Here is a 15,124-nt window from a genome sequence, read left to right on the forward strand (position 1 = left end):
TCAGGCCTCCAGCGCCCACCGCACGTACCGCATCGTCGCCGAGAAGCCGGCCTTCTCGAAGATGCCGAACGCTCCGGACGAGTTCGCCGAGTCCACGCTCAGCAGCGCACGGTCGTAGCCCTGATCGACGGCGGCCCGCAGCGCGTGCCCGGTCAACGCACTCGCGACCCCCTGCTTCCGGTGCTCCGGCAACGTCCCCAGCACCATGAAGTGTGCGTCGCGAATCCCGGTGGCCTCCGTGTCGGCCTCCCAGCTCAGCGTCACCAACACACCGACCGCGGTCCCGCCGGCATCGCGCCGCAGGAAGCTGACCGAGGGCCGGAACGTCTGGTTGGTGACCTTGTTCTTCCACAGCTCCACGGGCATCGGCACAGAGCCCCAGTTCTCCCGGTAGGCCTCGTTCCGCACGAGCCGGAACTCCTCGTCGGTCGCCTCCGACCACGGCTCGATCCGCGACCCGTCGGGCGCCTCCACGTCGCGGAGCGTGTGCTCCATGCGCTGGTAGTAGCGGACCGGGGTGAAGCCGTGGGAGCGCAGAAGTTCGGGCAGGCCCGCGATGTGCTCGGCCTTGTGGACGTTGATCGCGAGCTTCAGCGCCGGGTGATGCAGCGCGTGCAGGACGTGCGCCGCCTCGATCCCGGCCCGCACGAGCCGCGTGCCGATGCCCTGACGGCGGTAACGAGGGTGCACGCCCCCGTCCAGCGAGACGCGGTGGACCTCCGAGGCGGCCGGCCGGTACTGGATCTTCATGTAGCCGACCATGAGATCGCCGTCGAAGGCCGCGAGGCTCGCCCGTTCCAGGTCCGCGTACGGATCGACCAACTCGGTGAGCGTGTCCTCAGCGGTGTAGTTCTCGCCGATCCTGTCGGCGGTCTCCATGGCGTTGAGAAGGTCGGCCGACGTCTGGGCGTCGTCGCGGGTGAGAGGTCGCCACGTGAGGCCTTCGCGCATGCGGCGACCGTAATCAGGCCCGCACGGGCTGTCGCCCCGGTTTCGGCCAGGTGAAAGCCTCACAGCATGGACGCACGCGCCATCGCCACATCGGCCCTCGGCCGCGACCCTGGCCCGCTCACACCGGTGAGCAGCCGTTCGCACCACGTGTACGTGGGTGCCGACGTCGTGGTGAAACTCATCGCCGCGGACGACCACTCACGGCTGGACCGGGAGATCGCACTCGCGCCGCACCTGCCGCCGGGCCTCACGGCTCCGCTGCTGGCGAGCGGACAGCGGCACGACGTCCGCTATGCCGTCTACACCCGCGTCCCCGGCACCGCGCCAGGCATGGACCTCCCCGGCACAGGCGAACGGGCCGCACTCGACCTGGCCCGGCAGGCGATCGAACGACTCGACGCCCTGCACGCCTGGACGCCCCCGGAACCGGCCGGGCTGATCCTGGCCGAGGTCCTGGACCACGGCGGCTTCACCGGCAGGGACGCACTCGTCGCCCAGACGGAGAAACTCGCGGGCGTTGTCCCGCCGAACGTGCTCGACGGCCTCAAAGCGATCGCGTCACGCGCCCCGGAGCACGCCCTGAACACCGTCCCGGTCCACGCGGACTGCCACTGGGACAACTGGCTCGCGAACGGCACCGAGCTGACCGCACTGCTGGACTTCGAGTGGGCCCGCTTCGGCGACCCGCTCGACGACTGGTTCTTCCTGGCCAGGTTCAGCGGCCCGCACATGCACGCCGTGCTCGAAGCCATCGCCGACGCGACCGAGATCCCGCTGGACGACCTGCGCGTGGAATGCGAGGTGCGCGAGGCGTCGCACCTGATAGCCGACCTGCCCTTCGACCATGCGAGGGTCCTGACGCTCCTGGAACAACTCGTGGCCGGCATCTGGTGGCCGCAGTAACTTCGGACGCGTGCCCACCATCCTCGCGATCGGCTTCGATCCCCACACCATTCCCGGCTTCGACCCCGCGCCCGTCGCCGCCGGCATCGAGCAGGGCAGCAAGGCGTTCGCCGAGCTCGGACTCACCGAGGACCTCTTCCTCATCGACTTCGAGGAACTGGACGGCCGCGCTCAGGCCAAGCTCGTCGAGAAACTCGGAAGCAGGCAGTACGACGCCGTTCTGATCGGCGGTGGCATCCGCAAGGGACCGGGTTTGCTGGAGCTCTTCCAGACCGTGGTCAATCTCGTGCACTGGCATCAGCCGGACGCCGCGATCGCCTTCAACGAGAGCCCCAGCGACAGCCCGGACTGGGTGCTGAAGGCACTGGAGCAGAAGCGGAAGAGTTAACCCACAACATCGGGTGAACCGAGGACGCGGCCTCTCCGTACCCCTCTCCAGAACGAGAAAAACGCTGTCCAGCGATCAAGTCCCCGCAGGTCAGCACCGCGCACCCCAATAAGACCACGAAGCGTGACCGCATCACTCGATCGCGTGGTCGTGGACTTAACCCATAACGAGAGCCGGGCTAGCAGCGAACTAACAGACAGCTCCGCCAGTTCGTCAGGAGGCAACGATGAACTTACGCAGGACTCACAAGGCTCGTTGACTGTCTGTCAGCAACGGATAGCCCAACCCATCGGAAACGTGACGAGAGTCACCCATCGGGCGCTCAAGCTTGCCTGCGCTCGTGACGCGAGGTTACGTTCTCGCCCGCCGATAACGGTTTGGTCACCGGCAGGACACAGGAACCACAGCACCAAGGGTCCAAAGTCCCCCGGAAACCCCCGCCCGGGTTTGCCGGAGACCAAGCTCCCCGACGCAGGAGGCTCCCCCTTGGCCCGGCACAGCAAAGCCGATGGCCGAACCGTGTACACGGTCGTGCCCAAACAAGAAGTGAAACCCGGCGCTCACCGCGTCGAGGACGACAAGGTTCCGCTTGCTCACCGTGTGAGCGCGATCGTCGTCGCAGCAGGTGTCGCCGCCGGCACCGCAGCCATTGCCAACGCCGCCACCAGCGGCACCTCGACGGAACTCGCCGCGGGCGCGGCCGAGCTGGGAGCTCTCCCCGACCAGCAGGTCAAGACGATCCAGACGGTGCACGACGTCAACCCCGGCAACCAGGTCGGCCGCCTTCTGCAGTTCCAGCAGATGTACGCGCAGCAGACCTTCGAGCAGGCCACCAAGGCCGCCGCGGACGCGCACGCCCAGCGTGAGGCCGCCGCCAAGGCCGAGGCTGAGCGCCAGATCGAGATGCGCAAGCCCGCCAAGCAGCGCGAGGTCGAGGGCTGGATCAGGGACGCCATCAAGGTCCTGCAGGCCAACGGCACCAACATCGACAACAACAGCGTCGACGAGATCTACACGATCATCATCAAGGAGTCGAACGGCAACCCCAACGCCGTGAACAACTGGGACTCCAACGCGATGCGCGGTACGCCGTCGAAGGGTCTGATGCAGTGCATCGACCCGACGTTCAACGCCTACAAGCTGGCCGGCTACGACAACATCCTCGCGCCGGTCGACAACATCATCGCGGGCGTTCGCTACACCTACGCGCGCTACGGCGGCTTCCACAACCACCCCGGTCTGGTCAGCATGGGCCTCGGTGGCGGGTACCGGGGGTACTAAAGAGGCCAAAATCGCCGTGTCGGGGGTGCGCAAAACCTATCGGCGGACGATGCTGTCAAACAGGTTCACCCACAAGCATGGCGGCCCTAGCGGGCACACGCCCGGTAGTGCTCCCATCGAACGCGATCCCCGAACGCAGGGAGTGGCCGATGAACGAGCAACAGGCACGCGACGACGAGCTGGAGAAGATCCGCTCGGAGGCGACGAGTTGGCTGGCCAAGATGGCCAAAGCCCAGCATCGTCCCAACGTCGAGCAACGCAGGCCTGAGCACGACGCCATGACACCCGCGAAGAAGTAGGCAAAGAAGACAGCAGAGCGCCTCGGCTACGGCCGGGGCGCTTCTGCTTTGAAGGCCGACCACAGCAGGTTCAGCGGATGGTCCGCCGGATGCTTCGCCAGTTCGTCCGTTCGGGCGAAAACGCCCACAAGCCGCTCCATTGAGTCATCTGCGAGCTCAACGACCCGGAGGCCGCCTCCCTCCCGGAGCTCGTTGTTCGACGCCACCACGCCCAAACCAGACGTCACGATCATGGCTCCCTGGACGAGGTTGGAGCGCAGCAGCGAGATGCCGTACTGGATCTCATCGATCTCAGCGGCGATGTCGAGCCCCTGGCGGTAGTCCGGCCCGAACCAGCCCCGCAGGAACTCCGCGATCAGCCCCGCCCCCGGCACGACCAACGGGACCGACCTCAGCTGAGGTACCCGCACGCGGTCGCCGACAACCGTCTCCGGCAGGTTCGTCAGCAACGCGAGGCCGCCGCGCCGCCACTCGATCACGTCGAACTCCGGCCGCTCCCAGCCCGCGCCGGCCCGCGTCACGACGCTGCCGCACACGACGTCGACCTCGCGCGTCTCCAGCTTCGTCCAGATGTCCTTGGTGCGGATGTGCACGACCTTGAGGTCCACGTCGCGTTCGCGGAACTCGTCCGACACGTGGTGCCACGCCTTCGCGAGCGTGTCCAGCATGTATCGCGTCGTGCCCACGGTGACGGTCGTGCCGAGCTTGCGACGGCACTCGTGAATTCCGTCGAGCCACTCCGCGAGCGTCTCTCGCGCCAATTCGACGAGTGACTCACCAGTCGGCGTGAACAGCACGTCCTTTCCGCGTCCCTGCTTCACCACGAGCGCTTCGCCGCACAGTTCCAGGAAGTTCCTGTTCAACGTGTCGAGCTGCTTCTGCACACTCGACTGCTCTCGTCCCAACGCCCTCGCGGCGCGTAGGGCCGAACGGGTCTCGTGCACGGTCAGCAGGGTCCTGAGCTGGTCCATCGTGGTATCCAGTAGAGCACCGGGCATGTTCAGCAAACGGTGCAGCGAGGTGCTGGTGGGAAGCACCAACTGGGACGAGCCGGACATGGGACCCTCTCTGATGTTCTGCCGATCAGTTGAACTGAACTTGACCGCATTTCGCCGACAAATTATCTGCAGATCCTGTCGGCAAATCCCTGGACACTTATAGCGCGGGTGTACAAAACTATCCGCGGCGACCACGCGTGGGAGCCGATTCCGGGGGGAATCATTGGGGGGTGGGGGTCCGCCAGCGCAAGCCGGTGGGCCCCCAAGTATTACCCTCAGCCGTTGTGACGGCTTCCGCTCGCCTGGACTGGGGCACCACCTACCAGGTCACCGTGCTCGAACTCGGACTCGCCTGCTGCGGAGTCGAAGTGATGGCAGCTCTCGACCGCCTTTCCGACCTCGGCGTCACGCCGGTCGACGGCGCGGGCGAGGCGCACGTTCTCGTTGTCTCCGGCACCGTCACGGACGTCATGTTGCCTGCTGTCCTCCGCAGTTTCGAGGCCATGCCCGAACCCCGTTACGTGATCTCCGTGGGCGCCTGCAGCAACACCGGCGGCCCGTACTGGGATTCCTACAGCGTCACCAAGGGGATCGACCAGGCCCTGCCCGTCCACGTGGCCGTTCCCGGCTGCCCGCCGCGGCCGGAAGCGCTGCTCGAAGGCCTCAAGGCGCTGCATGGACTGGTGAACGCGTGAGCACCCCGAAGACGGCGTTCAGCCAGACCGTCCACCACGTGGAGCTCGCCGACTGGCTCACCACGGCTGCGGCTCACCACGACCAGGGCTTCGTGATGTTCGACTGGCTCGGCGTCGAGGACGCGGGCCGGCCGGGCGCAGCAGGCCAGCGCCACGCGGTGTTCCTGCACGTCATCGACCCGCGGACGCGCGAGGGCGTCATGCTGCGCACCGAGATCGCGGAGACCGACGCGTTGCCGAGCGTCGCCCACCTCTGGAAGGGCGCGCGCTGGCACGAACGCGAGGCCGCGGAGATGTTCGGCATCACCGTCGACGGCGAACCCGAGCACCTGCTGCTGCCCGACAGCTTCGAGGGCCACCCGCTGCGCAAGGACTTCGTGCTGGCCTCCCGCGTCGTGCGTCCGTGGCCGGGCGCCCTCGAACCGGGCGAGGACAACACGAGCGCCCCGAGCCGCCGCCGCACCGCACCACCTGGCGTTCCGGACCCGTCCTGGGGCCCGCGCCGCGAAGAGGAGAGCACGTCGTGACGAACCTTCCGCCACGCACGAGGGGCGTCATCGCGCTGTTGGAGGCCAACTGCACGGTCTGCATGATCTGCGCGCGCGAGTGTCCTGACTGGTGCATCCACATCACGTCGCACACCGAGGTCGAAGAGCAGCCCGGCAGCGCCCGCCCGCGCAGCCGCAACGTGCTCGACCGGTTCGCGATCGACTACGGCCAGTGTCTGTACTGCGGCATCTGCGTCGAGGTCTGCCCGTTCGACGCCCTGCACTGGGCGCCGGAGTTCGGCTATCCGGGCACGGGCTCGATCGACGGCGAGGGCGCCGTCGCGGAGCTCGTCCACGAACGGGACGTGCTGTCCACATGGGTCGAGAAGGTGCCGCCGCCGCCCCAGCTCGACCCGGCCGCGGAGGCGGCACCCGAAACGGCGACAGGAACCGGACGACGGCCTGGTTCGTTGAGGGGTAGGACGTAAAACCCGGAGGCGAAAACCGTGCACAAGCACTTCAACGGGTTGAAGACGGCCGTGCTGCTCGGCGGGATGAGCGCGCTGATCGTGCTGATCAGCAGCCTGTTCGGCCGGACCGCACTGGTCATCGGCCTGCTGTTGGCCTTGGGCGTGAACGCCTACGCGTACTTCAACTCGGACAAGCTCGCGCTGCGCGCGATGCGGGCGGTACCTGTGTCGCAGGTGGAGCAGCCAGTGCTCTACGCGATCGTGCGGGAGCTGTCGCAGAAGGCACGCCAGCCCATGCCCAGGCTCTTCCTGAGCCCGACCGCCGCACCGAACGCGTTCGCGACGGGCCGCAACCCGCGCAACGCCGCCGTGTGCTGCACCACGGGCATCCTGGACCTGCTCGACGAACGCGAGCTGCGCGCCGTGCTCGGCCACGAGCTGGCGCACGTCTACAACCGCGACATCCTGATCAGCTGCGTGGCCGGAGCGCTGGCCGGCGTGATCACGATGCTCGCGAACCTGGCCCTGTTCGCCGGGATCTTCGGCGGCGGTGACGGCGACGACGACGGACCGGGCCCGCTCGGCCTGCTGCTGATCGCGCTGCTCGGCCCGATCGCGGCCACCGTCGTGCGCCTGGCCGTGAGCCGCTCACGCGAGTTCCAGGCCGACCAGGCGGGCTCGGAACTCACCGGCGACCCGCTGTCGCTCGCGAACGCGTTGCGCAAGATCGAGCTGGGGACGCGGGCGGCGCCGCTCGCACCGGAGCCGGAGGTGGTGTCGCAGAGCCACCTGATGATCGCGAACCCGTTCCGCTCGGGGGACCAGTTCTCGAAGTGGTTCTCGACCCACCCGCCGATCGCCGACCGCATCCGCAGGCTCGAAGAGATGGCCCGGCGCTAACGCCCTGCCGTCGCCACGGCCATGAGGTACTCGCCGTACCCGGACTTGCCGAGCTTCTCGCCGAGCGCGTAGCACTCGTCGGCGGAGATGAAGCCCATGCGCAGCGCGATCTCCTCGGGACACGCGATGCGCACGCCGGTCCGGTGTTCCAGCACCTGCACGAACTGCCCGGCCTCGAGCAGCGAGTCGTGCGTGCCGGTGTCGAGCCACGCGAACCCGCGGCTCAGGTCCACGAGCTGCGCCCGGCCCTCGTTCAGGTACGCGAGGTTGACGTCGGTGATCTCCAGCTCGCCACGAGGCGACGGCTTGAGGCTCCGCGCGATGTCCACCACACCGTTGTCGTAGAAGTAGAGCCCGGTGATCGCCCGGTTCGACTTCGGCTTGGCGGGCTTCTCCTCGATGGACAACAGCTTGCCGGTCGCGTCGACCTCGCCCACGCCGTACCGCTCGGGGTCCTTCACCTGGTACCCGAACAGCACGCAGCCGTCCAAAGAGGACGCGTGCTGCTGCAGCGTGGTGGAGAAACCCTGGCCGTAGAAGATGTTGTCGCCCAGCACCAGCGCCACGTCGTCGCCACCGACGAAGTCAGCGCCGATGATGAACGCCTCCGCGAGCCCGTTCGGCGCGGCCTGCTCCGCGTAGGAGAAGCTCATGCCCCACTGGGAACCGTCGCCGAGCAGCCGCCGGAACTGCGGCAGGTCGGTGGGAGTGCTGATGATCAGCACTTCCCGGATGCCGGCCAGCATGAGCACCGACAGCGGGTAGTAGATCATCGGCTTGTCGTACACCGGCAGCAACTGCTTGGAGACGGCCTGCGTGATCGGGTGCAGGCGCGTCCCACTGCCACCGGCGAGGACGATCCCCTTCACCGGTAGTTGGTGAACTGGATGGCGATGCCGAAGTCAGAGCCCTTCAGCAGTGCGATGACGTCCTGCAGGTGGTCCTTCTTCTTGCCGGACACCCGCAACTGGTCGCCCTGGATCTGCGCCTGAACGCCCTTGGGCGCCTCGTCGCGGATCTTCTTGGCGATCTCCTTGGCCTTCTCGGACGTGATGCCCTGCACGAGGTTTCCCGTGACCTTGAACACCTTGCCGGACACCGCGGGCTCACCGATCTCGAACGCCTTCATCGAGATGTTGCGCTTCACCAGCTTCTCCTGGAAGACGTCGATCGCCGCCTTGCAGCGCTCCTCGGTCTCGGAGGTGAAGGTGATCGCCTCCTCGCCGGCCCAGGCCACTGTGGTGTTGGTCCCGCGGAAGTCGAAGCGCGTGCTCAGCTCCTTGGAGGCCTGGTTGAGCGCGTTGTCGACCTCCTGCCGGTCCACCTTGCTCACCACGTCGAACGACGGGTCCGCCACGACTTCACTCCTCAACGATCTCGGGGTTCACAGCCAGCGTCGATGCTACTGGGGTACCCCGATTTGGGGCCTCCCGAAGGGGTTATGTATTGTTCTGCCCGCACCGTTACGGCGGTGTGGGGCGGGTTGCCCGAGCGGCCAATGGGAGCGGACTGTAAATCCGTCGCGAAAGCTACAGAGGTTCGAATCCTCTACCCGCCACGCAGGACTGATGGGCCTCTGACCGGACTGGTCAGGGGCCCATCGTCGTATCTTCGTATCGTCGTGTCGGACCGAGGGGGATCTCAGTGCGTACGCAGATGGCTACCGAAGCCGGCCGGACAACGGCACCGAGCGAGGACCGCGCGCTCGTCGGCCCGAACCTGGTCGCCGTGCTCGACGGTGTGACAGCGAAGCCCGAGACCGGTTGCGAGCACGGGGTCGGCTGGTTCGCCGACCAGCTCTCCGGCGAGATCCTGCGGTTCGCCCACCTCGACCCGGCCGCGGCGCTGAAGGAAGCGATCGCGCAGGCCGCTGAGCTGCACTCCGGTACGTGCGACCTCGATCATCCCGACACGCCCAGCGTGGCGATCGCGATGGTGCAGACCAAGGGTGACGTGCTGCGGTACCTGGTTCTCGGGGACGCCACGGTCGTGGTCGACATCAAGGGCGAGTTGCTCGTGGTGAGCGATACGCAGACGCGGCGCACGGCTGGTGCGAAGGCCGTGGACGTCGAGCACGCGTTCACCGGTGAGGTGCCGTTGGCGGACGTGCGGCGCGTTGCGATCCTCTCCGACGGTGCCGCGCGTGCGGTCGACCTGTTCAATCTCTTCGATTGGCGTCAGGCGCTCGAACTGATGGCCGCGAACGGGCCGGACGACCTCATCCGCAGAATGCGCGCGGTCGAAAAGGAAGACGCCAAGGCCGTCGATTGGCCTCGCAAGAAGATTTCCGACGACGCCACTGTCGTCTATCTCGATCGGTGACGACCGGCTGCACGCGCTCGACGCCGTTCTGAGGAAAGCATCGAGCGTTCGTTTCGCTGAGGTCAGCTGGCCCGACGAGATGGTCGAGGCGGTGCTGGACGACGGTCTGCGCGCTGCCATGGCGGTGAAGTCGTTGCCGGGAACGGTGTGCGCGTGCCTGGGTGATGTCCGCTTCGAGTTTCTCGGCGCACGGCGGGAAGTGCTTGCCGTGGTTGTTTTCCACCGCGGCGGCGCGCTCGCCTGGCACGGATGGGGTGGTCACGCGATCCTCGTCGACGAGGAGGCGTTGCTGCGCTGGCTGGACAGGAAGGACGATCTACCGAGCTGCCCGGAGTGGGTCGCCGCGGTCCCGCCCGCGCTGACGTGGACGACGCGGCGCATGCTCCGGCCGGTGCGGCGGACCGCTGACTCCAGCCTCATCGCTCACGCGCACAAGCTGCTCGACAGCGCTGATCCGGTCACCAAGGTGCTGCAACTGTTGGTGTGGCGAGGTTCCGGCAGAGGTGAGCACCTGCACGAGGAGATTCCCGGACTGCTCCTGCGTGGCGTGCCGATCTCGAAGATCGGCGCTGCGTTGAAGGATTCGCGCGCCGCAGAACCGCACTACGCGGGTGCCGTCCGGCACGTTCTCGGTGGCGACGGCCGGGAGAGGCAGCGGCTCGACGTGGCCCGGCTGCCCCGGTCCGTCCGGATCCGCCTGGGCGACGCCGCGAGGCAAGCAGGGACCGAGGTCCCGCAGTGGGCGATCCCCCTGCTCAATGCCTAGGCGCCGGCTCCACCCCGCGGCGGTGCGCGATCGCCGTCATGTTGTTCTCGCCCCAGTCTCCCAACGGAAGCAGCGCCTCGTTCAGCCGCGCGCCCAGCGGGGTCAGTGAGTACTCGACGCGCGGCGGTACTTCGTGGAACACCTCGCGGTGCACGATCTCGTCCGCTTCCATCTCGCGCAGCACCTGGATGAGCATCTTCTCGCTGATGCCCGACACGGAGCGGCGCAGTTCGCCGGTGCGCACCGGGCCGTGGTGCAGGGCCCAAAGGATCAGTGCTTTCCAGCGGCCGCCGATCACGTCGATCGCCGCGTCGAGGCCGCACGCGTACTGCCGTGGCTTCATCCAGGATCCTTACCAAAAGGTGGGTACCTGACAAAATAGTAGGTACTTGTCGTCCAGTCAGCATAAGAACGAGCATTCACGGCATGGGGATCAAGAAGACCGTGAGCGTGCTCGGCCTGGGCCGGATGGGCAGCGCGCTCGCCAAGGCCCTCGTCGAAGAGGGCTACGAAGTGACCGTGTGGAACCGCACGCCGAAGGTGCTCGAGAACACCAGAAGTGTTGCCACACCGGAAGAAGCGTTCAAGAGCGACGTCGTCGTCACCTGCCTGCCCACGTACGACGTCCAGCAACCGTTGCTCACCAACGAGATCAAGACCCTCGTCAACCTCACGTCCGGGACGCCGGAGCAAGCCAGGCGAACCGCTCAGTGGGCGAAGGACAACGGCGTCGAGTACGTCGACGGCGTGATCATGGCTGTGCCGCAGCAGATTCGCACGCCTCAGGCGAGGATCTTCTTCAGCGGAAACGAGAACCACCACGTGCTGCAGGCGTTCGGTGAGCCGGTGTACGTCGGCGAGGACGCGGGACTCGCCGCTCTCCACGACCTGGCGTTGCTCGGCATCATGTGGGCCACGTTCGGCGGCTACCTGCAGGCGGTCGCGCTGATGGGCTCCGAGGGCATCAAGCCGGAGCAGTTCACGCCGATGGCCATGAGCTGGCTGAACGAGATGAGCACTCTCCTGCCCGAGATGGGCGCGGTGACCCAGACCCGCGACTACGAGACCGACGTGTCCGCGCTGGACATCAACGTGTCGGGACTGCGGCTGCTCACCGAGGCCAACGAGGAACAGGGTCTCGACGCCACCATCCCGAAGGCCCTGCACGACCTGTTCGAACGCGCCCAGCGCAACGGACACGGCAACCACAGCATCGCGAGCGTCATCGAGGAGATCCGCAAGTGAAGTACCTGGGGAAGAAGGCCGTCGTCACGGGCGGCACGCACGGCATGGGGCGCGCGACGGTCGACAAGCTGATCGAGGGTGGCGCCGAGGTGCTGCTCACCGGGCGCAGCACGGAGAAGGCCGAGGGCATCAAGGCGCACGCCATCGCGTCGGACGCGGCGAGCCTCGACGACATCACCGAGCTGAAGCAGCAGGTGAGCGAACGACTCGGCGAGATCGACCTGCTCTTCATCAACGTCGGGTACGCGACGCTGGTCGAGATTCCGGACGTCACCGAGGACGACTACGACCGCACGTTCGACGTGAACACGAAGGGTGCGTTCTTCACCGCGCAGAAGCTCGCGCCGCTGATCAAGGACGGCGGCTCGATCGTCTTCACCACGTCGATCGCGCAGACCGGTGGCGCCGTGGGGATGAGCGCCTACTCCGGGGCGAAGGCCGCGGTGCGGTCGTTCGGCAGGTCGTTCGCGGCGGAGCTCGCGCCTCGTGGCATCAGGGTCAACGTGGTCAGCCCCGGCTTCATCGACACCCCGTCGATGGGCGTCACGGGCGTGCCGGAGGACACCCTCCAGCGGTTCAAGGAAGAGGGCGACCGGATCACGCCGCTCAAGCGGCACGGCACCGCGGACGAGGTCGCCGACGCCGTGCTCTTCCTGGCGTTCGACGCCACCTTCACGACCGGCGCCGACCTGTCCGTCGACGGCGGACTGGGCCAGGGGATCAGCGCCTAGGAAGAATCTTCGGGCAACCTGTCACACCTTCGCCGGCTGCCGGGTCGACCAGGCAGAAGACGACGAAGGAGAACGAAGATGAGGATCGCCAACCCGATCTTGTCCGTGCCCGGCGCGATGAAGGCGCTGCTGGACCTGTCGGAAGCCGCGGCCAGGACGGGTCTGGACGGGGACTACGTCGAGTTGATCTGCCTGCGGGTCAGCATCATGAACGGCTGCGGCATGTGCATCGACTACCACACCAAGCTGCTGCGCCAGGCGAACGTGGCGGACGAGAAGGTCTACGCCGTCGCGGGGTGGCGGGACGTGCCGTACTACAGCGACGCCGAGAAGGCCGGGTTCGCGCTCGCCGAGCAGATCACCCACGTGCACGTGAGCGATGACGTGTGGAACGAGGCGGCGAAGCACTACAGCGAGGAGGAGCTCGCGGGTCTCGTGATCGCCATCGGCGCGATCAACCTGTGGAACCGCATGAACGTTGCCACGCAGCAGAAGGTGGCCTGAAAAAGGTGAAGCCGGCGCGCAAGAGCTTCCTCTCTCTTGCGTGCCGGCTTCAGCGCGGAGCATACCCCATATCGAACAGATGTTCGATCACTGGGCGATCAACACGCCGATCAGATCGCGGCGAGTGCCGCCCGGCCGTCGTCGGTCAGTTCCGCGCAGACGCGAAGGCCGAAGCTCGTTGGCTGCGAAGGGCGCAGCAGTCCCGCGTGCACGAGGTCATGCGTCGCCATCTGGTCGCAGCAGGGCAGTCCGTCGACGTACAGATCGGGTTCGACCCCGCCTGTGACCTCGGCGCGTCCCGCGGCGACAGCCCGCAGCATCGCTCTCGCTCTTCCGCTGAGTTCCATCTCGACCCCCCAGGAGTGTTCGAATCCGTTGTCCCCTTTGTCGATATGGAGGCCGGATCCGTTCCACAAGTACGGGTTCGTTTGGCTTCTTCGCTTGTGTGAACGGGTAGATCATGTCCCACTAGGCCGATCGGGTTGCGAAGACACGCCGGAAGAAGAGCGCAACGCGGGACGGCGCGCCCAGGTCGTCCAGCTCGGCCGATAGCCGTTCGAGTACCAGAACGGAGTCGACCGCGGGTTCGGCAGAGCGTGGTGGAGCAGCGTCGACGCCACGCCGGCGTCGTCCAGAACGGCGTGCGCGTGCGCCGCGAGAGCGCTGCCCGCTCCGCTGCCGCGCACGTCCGGCCGGACGCCGAGATGCCCGAGGTACGCGAACGGGCGCGCCGTGGCGAACCGCTCGATCCATCCCGCGTCCTGCGGCATGTCGACGTAGATCATGCCGACGGGCGTGTCGTCCAGGACGGCGAGCCACATCGCCTCGTGGTCGCGGCCGAGCACCTCGGCCAGCGCGATCCGCAGGTGCTCCGCGGTGTTCGGGCGTTCGGTGACCAGACCGAACGCCGCGTCGTACCGGACCGTGTGCATGTTCAGTTCGACGGCGACGTCCAGGTCGGCGGAGGTCGCGGGACGGATGCGCACCCCGGACGGCCGCGCCGCGGAGGAACGTCCGGCAAGGCGTTCGGCGACCACCGTGAGCGGCGCGAAGCCGTGGTGCACCAACGGCAGCGCGGCCGCGGTCTCGTGGCTCGGCACGGTCACGATCGCCACGGTCTCCGGGTCGTCCAGGCCGGTGAGGCGGGTCTCCCACTCGTCGAGCAACGCCGGCAGGTCGCAGCCGGGCTGCCACGTCAGGCTGTGCGTGCGGTGGGCGCCCCAGGTGAGGAGTAGGGAGTCCGGATCTGTCTCGCGGTAAGAGAAAATCTCGGTCACGCCCCATCTGAGCATGGCAGGGTCGGGCTGTGGAGATCTTCGTCGTGGATTCGTTCACCGACCGGCCCTTCGCGGGCAACCCCGCCGCGGTCGTGCTCCTCACCGAGCCGCGCGACGACGCCTGGATGCAGCACGTCGCCGCGGAGATGAAGCACGCCGAAACGGCCTTCGTCACCCCGGACAACCACCTCCGCTGGTTCACGCCCGAGGTCGAGGTGGACCTCTGCGGGCACGCCACCCTCGCCACCGCGCACGTCCTGGGTGGAGAGCAGGCGTTCACCACGCGTAGTGGGGTGCTCACATGCGCAAATGACGATGGATGGGTCCGCATGGACTTCCCCGCGGACCCTCCAGAGTTGACTGACCCGCCAATCGGTCTAGCGGAAGCGCTGCCACATGCGACGATCAAGTCCGTGTCGCGCGGGCGCTTCGACTACCTGATCGAGTTGGGGAGTGCCGCGGAAGTCCGATCCTTGCGACCTGATGTCCAAGGACTGGCACAAATCTCGTCACGCGGAGTAATCGTGACGGCCGCCGGCGACGGCGACGCGGACATCGTCAGCCGGTGCTTCTATCCGGCCGTCGGCATCCCGGAGGACCCCGTCACCGGATCGGCCCACTGCACCCTTGCGTCCTATTGGGTGCCTCGGCTCAAGCGGGCTGACCTGCTGGCGGAGCAGGCGTCGCCACGCGGAGGGGTCGTCAGGACCACCCTCGCGCAAGATCGCGTACTGCTCTCGGGGCAGGCCGTGACGGTGCTCCGGGGACACCTCGCCGTGTAGCCACGTCTGGGTGAATCGATGTCACTAGACGTGCTCGACCTGCCATTTCGTCCCCCGAGCGGGGTACATTGGTGCCCCTGGAGGGGTCCTGATCGCGAAGTGCGGGACCCCTCAGTCACGCCTA

At 67.2% G+C, this 15,124-nt stretch carries 20 protein-coding genes, 1 tRNA gene and 1 pseudogene; 15 read left to right on the plus strand and 7 right to left on the minus strand.

The window, feature by feature from the left end; genetic code table 11:
• Positions 1-951 (minus strand): GNAT family N-acetyltransferase, encoded by a 951-nt coding sequence (locus SK854_RS21465; RefSeq protein ID WP_319976868.1) that lies wholly within the window; start codon positions 949-951, stop codon positions 1-3.
• 66 nt (positions 952-1,017) lie between these two features.
• On the opposite strand from SK854_RS21465, the gene SK854_RS21470 reads away from it, so the two are divergent.
• From SK854_RS21470 to SK854_RS21485, 4 genes and pseudogenes are all read left to right on the plus strand, one after another.
• Positions 1,018-1,854 carry a phosphotransferase family protein gene (locus SK854_RS21470; RefSeq protein ID WP_319976869.1) on the plus strand — a complete coding sequence of 279 codons (837 nt, stop codon included), beginning with the start codon at positions 1,018-1,020 and terminating at the stop codon, positions 1,852-1,854.
• Between the two features lie 10 nt (positions 1,855-1,864).
• Entirely contained in the window at positions 1,865-2,242 is a 378-nt protein-coding gene (locus SK854_RS21475) for a hypothetical protein (RefSeq protein WP_319976870.1), read from the plus strand.
• A 930-nt stretch (positions 2,243-3,172) separates the two neighbouring features.
• Positions 3,173-3,523, plus strand: a pseudogene (locus SK854_RS21480) (transglycosylase SLT domain-containing protein); the annotation flags it as partial.
• A gap of 149 nt (positions 3,524-3,672) precedes the next feature.
• Positions 3,673-3,822, plus strand: a complete 150-nt coding sequence (locus SK854_RS21485; RefSeq protein WP_157512956.1) for a hypothetical protein — start codon at positions 3,673-3,675, stop codon at positions 3,820-3,822.
• 26 nt (positions 3,823-3,848) lie between these two features.
• Here the strand turns inward: SK854_RS21485 and SK854_RS21490 are convergent, their stop codons facing one another.
• Positions 3,849-4,880 (minus strand): LysR family transcriptional regulator, encoded by a 1,032-nt coding sequence (locus SK854_RS21490; protein ID WP_319976871.1) that lies wholly within the window; start codon positions 4,878-4,880, stop codon positions 3,849-3,851.
• Between the two features lie 224 nt (positions 4,881-5,104).
• Between SK854_RS21490 and SK854_RS21495 the strand changes: the two genes are divergently transcribed.
• Genes SK854_RS21495 through htpX form a run of 4 tightly spaced genes read left to right on the plus strand, consistent with a single transcriptional unit; the run spans position 5,105 to position 7,373 of the window.
• Positions 5,105-5,515 (plus strand): NADH-quinone oxidoreductase subunit B, encoded by a 411-nt coding sequence (locus SK854_RS21495; protein WP_319976872.1) that lies wholly within the window; start codon positions 5,105-5,107, stop codon positions 5,513-5,515.
• Complete coding sequence (locus SK854_RS21500) at positions 5,512-6,042, plus strand: NADH-quinone oxidoreductase subunit C (RefSeq protein WP_319976873.1); 531 nt, start codon at positions 5,512-5,514, stop codon at positions 6,040-6,042. Before SK854_RS21495 ends, SK854_RS21500 begins: the two co-directional genes overlap by 4 nt.
• Positions 6,039-6,491, plus strand: a complete 453-nt coding sequence (locus SK854_RS21505) for a 4Fe-4S binding protein (protein WP_093606362.1) — start codon at positions 6,039-6,041, stop codon at positions 6,489-6,491. Before SK854_RS21500 ends, SK854_RS21505 begins: the two co-directional genes overlap by 4 nt.
• Before the next feature lie 18 nt (positions 6,492-6,509).
• Positions 6,510-7,373 carry a zinc metalloprotease HtpX gene (gene htpX, locus SK854_RS21510; protein ID WP_319976874.1) on the plus strand — a complete coding sequence of 288 codons (864 nt, stop codon included), beginning with the start codon at positions 6,510-6,512 and terminating at the stop codon, positions 7,371-7,373.
• Here the strand turns inward: htpX and rfbA are convergent.
• Complete coding sequence (gene rfbA / locus SK854_RS21515; protein WP_319976875.1) at positions 7,370-8,242, minus strand: glucose-1-phosphate thymidylyltransferase RfbA; 873 nt, start codon at positions 8,240-8,242, stop codon at positions 7,370-7,372. The two genes, htpX and rfbA, sit on opposite strands and share 4 nt — an antisense overlap.
• Complete coding sequence (locus SK854_RS21520) at positions 8,239-8,730, minus strand: YajQ family cyclic di-GMP-binding protein (protein ID WP_319976876.1); 492 nt, start codon at positions 8,728-8,730, stop codon at positions 8,239-8,241. The genes rfbA and SK854_RS21520 overlap by 4 nt, the downstream gene beginning before the upstream one ends.
• Before the next feature lie 120 nt (positions 8,731-8,850).
• Here SK854_RS21520 and SK854_RS21525 point away from each other — a divergent pair.
• From SK854_RS21525 to SK854_RS21535, 3 genes are all read left to right on the plus strand, one after another.
• Positions 8,851-8,931, plus strand: a tRNA-Tyr gene (locus tag SK854_RS21525).
• A gap of 98 nt (positions 8,932-9,029) precedes the next feature.
• Positions 9,030-9,695, plus strand: coding sequence for a protein phosphatase 2C domain-containing protein (locus SK854_RS21530; protein WP_319976877.1), 666 nt, complete (start codon positions 9,030-9,032; stop codon positions 9,693-9,695).
• A gap of 79 nt (positions 9,696-9,774) precedes the next feature.
• On the plus strand, positions 9,775-10,461 hold the full coding sequence (locus SK854_RS21535) for a hypothetical protein (protein ID WP_319976878.1): 687 nt from the start codon (positions 9,775-9,777) through the stop codon (positions 10,459-10,461).
• On the opposite strand, the gene SK854_RS21540 is transcribed toward SK854_RS21535, so the two are convergent.
• A complete protein-coding gene (locus SK854_RS21540; protein WP_319976879.1) occupies positions 10,451-10,804 on the minus strand; it encodes a winged helix-turn-helix transcriptional regulator in 354 nt (117 codons plus the stop codon). The two genes, SK854_RS21535 and SK854_RS21540, sit on opposite strands and share 11 nt — an antisense overlap.
• An 83-nt stretch (positions 10,805-10,887) precedes the next feature.
• Between SK854_RS21540 and SK854_RS21545 the strand changes: the two genes are divergently transcribed.
• From SK854_RS21545 to SK854_RS21555, 3 genes are all read left to right on the plus strand, one after another.
• Positions 10,888-11,706, plus strand: coding sequence for an NAD(P)-dependent oxidoreductase (locus SK854_RS21545; RefSeq protein ID WP_319976880.1), 819 nt, complete (start codon positions 10,888-10,890; stop codon positions 11,704-11,706).
• Positions 11,703-12,437 (plus strand): SDR family NAD(P)-dependent oxidoreductase, encoded by a 735-nt coding sequence (locus tag SK854_RS21550; protein ID WP_319976881.1) that lies wholly within the window; start codon positions 11,703-11,705, stop codon positions 12,435-12,437. Before SK854_RS21545 ends, SK854_RS21550 begins: the two co-directional genes overlap by 4 nt.
• A gap of 78 nt (positions 12,438-12,515) precedes the next feature.
• A complete protein-coding gene (locus SK854_RS21555; RefSeq protein ID WP_319976882.1) occupies positions 12,516-12,941 on the plus strand; it encodes a carboxymuconolactone decarboxylase family protein in 426 nt (141 codons plus the stop codon).
• Positions 12,942-13,051: 110 nt separating this feature from the next.
• On the opposite strand, the gene SK854_RS21560 is transcribed toward SK854_RS21555, so the two are convergent.
• Positions 13,052-13,261, minus strand: a complete 210-nt coding sequence (locus tag SK854_RS21560) for a hypothetical protein (protein WP_319976883.1) — start codon at positions 13,259-13,261, stop codon at positions 13,052-13,054.
• A 138-nt stretch (positions 13,262-13,399) separates the two neighbouring features.
• The gene (locus tag SK854_RS21565; protein WP_319976884.1) at positions 13,400-14,218 is read right to left on the minus strand and encodes a GNAT family N-acetyltransferase; all 819 of its coding nucleotides are present in this window, start codon (positions 14,216-14,218) and stop codon (positions 13,400-13,402) included.
• A 29-nt stretch (positions 14,219-14,247) separates the two neighbouring features.
• On the opposite strand from SK854_RS21565, the gene SK854_RS21570 reads away from it, so the two are divergent.
• Positions 14,248-15,000: a PhzF family phenazine biosynthesis protein gene (locus SK854_RS21570; RefSeq protein ID WP_319976885.1), complete on the plus strand. Its 753-nt coding sequence runs from the start codon at positions 14,248-14,250 to the stop codon at positions 14,998-15,000.
• Positions 15,001-15,124: the final 124 nt, after the last annotated feature.

It is taken from the genome of Lentzea sokolovensis (assembly GCF_033949975.1).
Classification (GTDB): Bacteria; Actinomycetota; Actinomycetes; order Mycobacteriales; family Pseudonocardiaceae; genus Lentzea; species Lentzea sokolovensis.